5 protein-coding genes are annotated in these 7,386 nt (G+C 42.9%); 3 read left to right on the top strand and 2 right to left on the bottom strand.

The features are described 5' to 3' along the window. A partial coding sequence (gene mltG, locus AB5935_RS22815) for an endolytic transglycosylase MltG (RefSeq protein WP_368327595.1) occupies nucleotides 1–981 on the bottom strand: 981 nt, incomplete at its 3' end. A gap of 198 nt (nucleotides 982–1,179) precedes the next feature. Between mltG and AB5935_RS22820 the strand changes: the two genes are divergently transcribed. Next, on the top strand, nucleotides 1,180–2,703 hold the full coding sequence (locus tag AB5935_RS22820; protein ID WP_007840096.1) for an alpha-N-arabinofuranosidase: 1,524 nt from the start codon (nucleotides 1,180–1,182) through the stop codon (nucleotides 2,701–2,703). A gap of 87 nt (nucleotides 2,704–2,790) precedes the next feature. Here AB5935_RS22820 and AB5935_RS22825 read toward each other — a convergent pair whose 3' ends face one another. After that, nucleotides 2,791–3,648, bottom strand: a complete 858-nt coding sequence (locus tag AB5935_RS22825; RefSeq protein WP_038610547.1) for a DNA/RNA non-specific endonuclease — start codon at nucleotides 3,646–3,648, stop codon at nucleotides 2,791–2,793. 124 nt (nucleotides 3,649–3,772) lie between these two features. Between AB5935_RS22825 and AB5935_RS22830 the strand changes: the two genes are divergently transcribed. Both AB5935_RS22830 and AB5935_RS22835 read left to right on the top strand, forming a co-directional pair. Next, on the top strand, nucleotides 3,773–5,122 hold the full coding sequence (locus AB5935_RS22830; protein ID WP_038610545.1) for an alpha-L-fucosidase: 1,350 nt from the start codon (nucleotides 3,773–3,775) through the stop codon (nucleotides 5,120–5,122). Between the two features lie 18 nt (nucleotides 5,123–5,140). After that, nucleotides 5,141–7,180, top strand: a complete 2,040-nt coding sequence (locus tag AB5935_RS22835; RefSeq protein WP_038610543.1) for a sugar-binding protein — start codon at nucleotides 5,141–5,143, stop codon at nucleotides 7,178–7,180. Nucleotides 7,181–7,386 lie beyond the last annotated feature (206 nt).

Below are 7,386 nucleotides of genomic sequence, written 5' to 3' on the forward strand. Positions count from 1 at the left end.
ATGCTGGGCTGCTGTGACAGCGAAATTATGAGTGCCTGAGAAATCTTCTTTGGCACACATATAAATATAATTATGCTGTGTATAGTTCAGTACGCTTTCCAATCCTTGGATGGATGGGATTCGGATAGGTCCCGGAGGCAAACCTGCATACTTGTAGGTATTATAAGGAGAGTCCACTTCCAGATGTTTGAAAAGAATACGTTTCAGTCCGAATTCCTGCAAACCAAATTTTACCGTCGGGTCTGCTTGCAACAACATCCCTTTATTCAATCTGTTGATGTAAAGTCCTGCGATCATGGGCTTTTCAGGACCATTGGCCGTTTCTTCCTCCACGATAGAGGCCAGAGTAGATACTTCTTCAGGAGTAAGTCCGATACGTTGAGCCTTTTTCAACCTTTCATCATTCCAAAAGGCGGCATGTTCTTTTTGCATCCGTTTCATAAAAGCGTCAGCACTCATATTCCAATACACTTCGTAAGTGTTAGGAATAAAAAGGGAGGGGAGTGTCTCTTGGGTATATCCCATTTGTGCACAATAAGCACTGTCGGAAATTAATTTGGCAATATCCAGAGAATCAATCATGAGCTGGCGTGAAACGGTTCGCACTAATCTGTCCACGGTGCGTACACTGGGTACAGTCAGATTAATGGGAGTCTGATATCCCATAGAAAGACGCCGGAAGAGATAGCGCATATTGTCTGAAGGATTGAGTGCGTAACGCCCTGTCCGTATATTGTCGCCATACTTCTCTTTTTCTGCCAGATATTGAAAACCGAACATACTTTTAGGATGTCCGTTCCGGATTATTTTATGGTACACAGAATCCAGGTTATCATCTCTGTCTATATAAATATAGGTAGTCTTTGTAAGTTGGAGCTGTTTGGCAAAGAAATAGTAATATATACTTCCTGCGCCACCTGCTCCCGCTAGGATAATTATAAGAATAACTATCCATACAATAGTATGTTTCTTTTTATTCATTTTAGTCTATCGGGCTTTTTTATATGCAAATATAGGCAAATATCCTTTTCTTTTCTACTTTTGACGATTTTGTACCCCTAAAAATACAATTTTGTCCACTATCCGGTTGATGTAAAATGTGTAAATTTGACCAAACAAAAAACGAGAACGCAAAATAGTATATTAATTATTTTATTTTTAATCATGAAAAATGCACTTATGGGCTTGGCATTGTTCGCTGCAATGCCGGTATTTGCTCAACAAAAAGCGACTATCAATGTACATCCCGAGCAAGGGAAAGAAATCATCAGTAAACATATTTATGGACAATTTGCAGAGCATCTGGGAACTTGTATCTATGGAGGTTTGTGGGTAGGTGAAGATTCTAAAATTCCCAATACCCAAGGCTATCGTAATGATGTGCTTCAGGCTTTGAAGGACTTGAAAGTGCCGGTGCTTCGTTGGCCGGGGGGGTGTTTTGCCGATGAATATCATTGGATGGATGGTATCGGTCCGAAAGAGAATCGTCCCCGGATGGTCAATAATAACTGGGGAGGTACAGTAGAAGATAATAGTTTCGGAACACATGAATTTCTGAACTTGTGTGAGCTGATAGGTTGTGAGCCTTATATCAGTGGTAATGTAGGAAGCGGAAGTGTGGAAGAAATGGCGAAATGGGTGGAATACATGACTTCTGAACAAGGTAGCCCGATGGCGAAACTGCGTAAGGAGAACGGTCGTGAAAAACCATGGAAAGTGAAATTCTTTGGGGTAGGTAATGAAAGCTGGGGATGTGGAGGCAGTATGCGTCCTGAATATTATGCAGACTTGTATCGCCGTTATTCTACCTATTGTCGTAATTATGATGGCAACCATTTATTCAAAATAGCCAGTGGTGCCAGTGATTATGACTATAACTGGACCGAAGTGCTGATGAAAAATGTGGGTCATCGCATGGCAGGTCTTTCTCTTCATTATTATACAGTGACCGGATGGAGTGGAAGCAAAGGTTCGGCTACCGAGTTCACTAATGATGATTATTATTGGACTATGGGCAAATGCCTGGAAATAGAACCGGTATTGAAGAAGCATATCGCTATTATGGATAAATACGATCCGAAAAAACAAATCGGCCTGATGGTAGACGAGTGGGGAACCTGGTGGGATGAAGAACCGGGAACGGTCCGCGGACATTTGTATCAGCAAAATACGTTGCGTGATGCTTTCGTGGCTTCTTTAACTTTGGATGTTTTCCATAAATATACGGATCGTATCAAGATGACGAACATTGCCCAGATTGCCAATGTGCTTCAATCTATGATTCTGACCAAGGAAGACAAGATGGTTTTGACACCGACCTATCATGTCTTTGAAATGTATAAAGTGCATCAAGATGCTACTTATCTTCCTTTGGAACTGAACTGTGAACGCAAGGTGGTACGTGACGACCGCATTGTTCCGATGGTAAGTGCTACCGCTTCACGGGATGCAAACGGTTTTATTCATATTTCCTTGTCTAATGTGGATTTGCAGGAATCGCAGGAAATAGAGTTGAATCTGGGTGAGGTGAAAGCTAAGAGTGTTACCGGCCGTATTTTGACCGCTAATAATATAGGTGATTACAATAGTTTCGAGAAACCGAGTGTGGTTGCCCCGAAAGAATTTACCGGAGCCAAGGTTAATAAGGGAAGCTTGAAAGTGACTCTTCCTGCCAAGTCTATCGTGGTGTTGGAAGTGAAATAAATCACGTACGTACGTGTAGCCCTTCACATACGTCAGTGTAGGGCTATGCATACGTATATATTGCGCCACACGTACGTATGTGATGGGTTACGGTAACTCTTGTACCCTCTCTGCTTCAATTCTGTTTTCTACCTCATCCGGCAGGGCAGGGAAGAAATCTATATTCGTTCTTTTCTCTACGCTGTCTACTGTTACTATATATTTCTTCAGCGGCTTATGTCCGGCGCTGTTGGGGAAGATAAATCCTATGGCTTGCGGATTTTTCTTATCATTTATCAATATGACTTTATAGAAAGCATGGGGGACTGCCACTTTGTTGTTGCCGATTCGTTTGGGGCGTTTAGTATCATATATGGGGCCGCAGGCAATGTACACTGCTCCATATTTTTTTGCCCATTGGCGTGACTTTTCCTCCAGGTCATTCCAGTCGCCGCGGTTCAGATTCGGATTTTGCGGACAAATGTTGCTCATATAAAAAGATTCTTCCATGGCTTGTTTGTTCCATTTCATATCGGCGGCAGGGGCCATGTGTCCCCGGTCGTATCCTGATTTTGTATAATCTCCCGTATATGCTTTGGCTCCACGTACGTCCGGGTCGGGCAAGAATTTGTCTGTTCGCCCTTCTTTTCCTTTTGTTTCTTTTTTAGTAAGCTCCCATGCTACCCATTGTGGAGTTTTGTAATCGGCATTATAAGATAGGGTATATCCTTTACGTTTCAATATCTGTCCGCCTGTGCCCGATTGCATCGTCGGGATTTCCAATGCACCGCCATGTTGAGTCGGAATACGTATTTCGGGCTTTTCTTCATTGTTTTCGATAGCGGGGATATTTTCAAGCAGCTTCCCGTCAAACAACTGATATTTATAGGCCAAAAGTCCCAGTAATATTAAAATAATGACGATTCTTAGGGGACTGTTCGCTTGTTTCTTTTTCTTTGCGCTCATATTTGTTCTGTTTTAGGGATGCAAAGATAGAATAAAATATAAAAATACATTATCTTTGCCTATGATATAGCTGTAAATTTAAATAATACCGACATGCTATCCTAACTAATCAAACCTATTATATATGAAAAAGAACCGATTATCGTTAACGTTCCTGGGTTTGCTGATTGCAGCTTCCCCTTTACGGGCACAGGATACGCCGCAGACTGAAACAGCCGAGCAAAAGGACAAAAGAATGGAATGGTTTTCACAAGCCAAGTTGGGTATTTTTATCCATTGGGGGATTTATTCTGTCAGAGGAGTGTCCGAAAGCTGGTCCTTCTTTAACAACTACCTGCCCTACGATGAATACATGGAGCAGGAAAAAGGTTTCACAGCCTCCAAGTATGATCCGAAAAACTGGGTGGATCTGATCAAAGAGAGTGGGGCCAAATACACAGTGATAACCACCAAGCACCATGACGGAGTTGCGTTATGGGATACCAAAGTAGGAGATATCAGCGTCGTGAAAAGCACTCCGGCAAAACGTGACCTTATCGCTCCCTTTGTAAAGGAAGTGAGAAAACAAGGATTGAAGCTTGGTTTCTATTATTCTTTATTGGACTGGTCGCATCCTGATTATCCCAACAAAACCCGTACGGAAGTACGTTATAAAAATGATCCTGAACGTTGGGCCCGATTCAACAAGTTCAATTTCGGACAATTGGCGGAGCTGAACAAGACCTGGAAACCGGATCTGTATTGGTTTGACGGAGATTGGGAGCAAAGTTCGGAAGCATGGAATTCCAAAGGAATTGTAGATTTGCTTCGTTCGGATAATAAAAATGTGATTATCAACTCGCGTATACAGGGGTATGGTGACTATGCCACTCCCGAACAAGGAGTGCCGGTGGTGCGTCCCGAAGATAAATATTGGGAACTTTGTATGACCATGAATGATTCATGGGGATATCAGCATACAGACAGCAACTATAAATCACCCTATATCCTGCTTCGTACATTTGTAGACTGCCTGAGCATGGGTGGTAATCTTTTATTGGATATCGGTCCCAAAGAGGACGGTTCCATTCCTGAAGAACAGATCGCTGTGTTGAAGGAGTTCGGCCGATGGACCAAGAAGCATAAAGAAGCTATTTATGAAACTCGCGCAGGTATTCCTACCGAGCATTTCCAGGGATATACCACACTGAATAAGGCGGGGGATATTTTGTATTTATACCTTCCTTACAAACCTAACGGTCCGGTGGAAGTAAAAGGGCTGATGAACAAAGTGAACCGTATATGGGTGGTTGGTAACGGAGCTATGTTGAATTACAAGGTCTACAATAAAAATTATTGGAATTCAGTGCCGGGTAATCTCTACATTGATGTACCCCAACAGGTGCAGGATGAGCAGATTACCGTGCTGGCCGTGTTGCTGGATGGACCGATCAAACTATATCGCGGAGTGGGACAAGTGCAAGATAATAACTAACTTGAATCTGAAAAATACATGAAGAAACTTATTTATACCCTGTTACTTCTGCTGGTTACTTTTCCGGCAATGGCACAAAGCCTTTTTGAACAATATGAGCGTTTTCTGACCGAACCGCGTACTTATGTATGTTATCGTCCGGATGGAAAGTTGAAAATAGATGGTAAACTGAATGAAAGTTCCTGGAACAAGGCGGCGTCTACTGCCCCGTTTGTAGATATAAGCGGAGAAGGATTCCCGACTCCCAACTATGAAACTACCGCCAAGATGCTGTGGGATGATGAATTTTTATATGTAGGAGCTGTTCTTCAAGAAGAGGATATCAAGGCGCGTCTTACCCAGCGTGATACCATCATCTATTATGACAATGACTTTGAAGTGTTTATTGATCCGGATAGCGACGGACACAATTATTTTGAAATAGAAACCAATGCGCGTGGCGTGATTTTCGATCTGATGCTGGACAAACCTTATCGTTCGGGTGGAAATTTCATGGTGCAATGGGACTGCCCCGGATTGAAGACTGCCATCCATTGCGAAGGTACACTGAATAAATCAAAAGATAAAGATAAGTATTGGAGTGTGGAAATGGCCATTCCTCATCAGGCGCTGACCATGAACTTTAACAATCCGTTGAAGGCTGGCAATACCTGGCGCATCAACTTTTCGCGTGTACAGTGGCTGAAGGAGAAAGGACCCGAGGAAAATTGGGTATGGACTCCTACCGGAAGAATCGATATGCACATGCCCGACCGTTGGGGATATCTTTATTTCGTAGACAAGAAAGTGGGAACCTCGCAAGATGAGTTGGTTTACCCGTACAATCAGGCCATTTATAAATTGCTGTGGGCCATGTTCTACGCACAACAGGATAATTATAGTAAACAACATAATTATCTGCGTGCCACAGAACAATTCTTTTTGACTGATAAAGAGTTGAAAGATCTTCCGGCTGATGCCCGGATTGCGGTGGAAGCGACTCAGAACACGTATCAGATAGCTATAACCAATCCTGCTGAAGGAATCCGTTATGTGATCAATAATGAAGGACGTTTCCGGACAGAAAAGATACCTGCCCGTGAAGTTAAAAACTGGTTGTGGATGCGTCTGAATAACCGTTCGGATGCCGAATGGCAAAAGTGGTTTGCGTTGTTGAAAGAATGTGGTATTTCGGGTGTCATGTTCGAGGGATACAATGAGAATATTTACCGCCTCTGCAAAGAAGCCGGATTGGAGGCGCATTATTGGAAATGGACGATGAACCGCAGGGAACTGCTGGACAAGCATCCCGACTGGTATGCCGTGAACCGTAAAGGCGAGTCTTGTCACGACAAACCGGCCTACGTGGATTATTATCGCTTCTTGTGCCCTAATCACCAAGGTGTGGCCGAATATCTGGCAGAAGACTATGTAAAGGAAGCTCATAAACCCTACGTGGATGGTGTTCATCTGGATTATGTCCGTATGCCGGATGTAATCTTGCCTGTCAGCTTATGGAAAAACTATGGTATCGAGCAGAAAGAAGAGTTGCCGGAATATGACTATTGTTATTGTGATGTATGCCGTGAATTGTTTAAAGCTAAAACAGGACAGGATCCGTTGGAATTAAAGTATCCGATGGAAAACCAGAGTTGGATTAATTTCCGTCTGGATGCCATCACTCGTGTGGTGGATGCCATCACTAAAGCAGTGAAAGCGGATCATAAAGCTATTTCTGCCGCCGTATTCCCGGGACCGTCCATGGCTCGTCACATGGTACGCCAAGATTGGGGAGAATGGACGCTGGATGCTTATTATCCGATGATTTATAATAAATTCTATTATGAAGGTCCTGAATGGATCGGGCGTTCGGTAAAGGAAAGCGTTGAAACGGTGAATGGTCGTGCCAAGATATATGCCGGACTGATGTTTGGTGATATTAAGGACAATTTTGAAGAGGTGCTGGATGAAGCATACAATAACGGGGCATCCGGTGTATCCTTCTTTGATGGTCCGGATGAAGAATATTTGCATAAATTCAAAGCTTATCTGGATAAGAGAGGGTTTGTGGTGAAGTAACCCTGGACTGATAGATCCTTATATCAGAGAAATAAATCTCTTTTTAGCGGTCACTTTCGATTTTTATCGTAAGTGGCCGCTTTTGTGTTTTATCGTTTGTCCTTTCGATGAGTGCGGAAAAGGAATTTATGGCTCACCCGATAAATCAGGGGGAAAATTCTTTAATTCTATAGAAAATTTGCACCTTTGTACCATGAACAATCAAG

This window comes from Phocaeicola sp. RTP21198st1_B8_RTP21198_201120, from assembly GCF_040929485.1.
Lineage (GTDB): Bacteria > Bacteroidota > Bacteroidia > Bacteroidales > Bacteroidaceae > Phocaeicola > Phocaeicola dorei.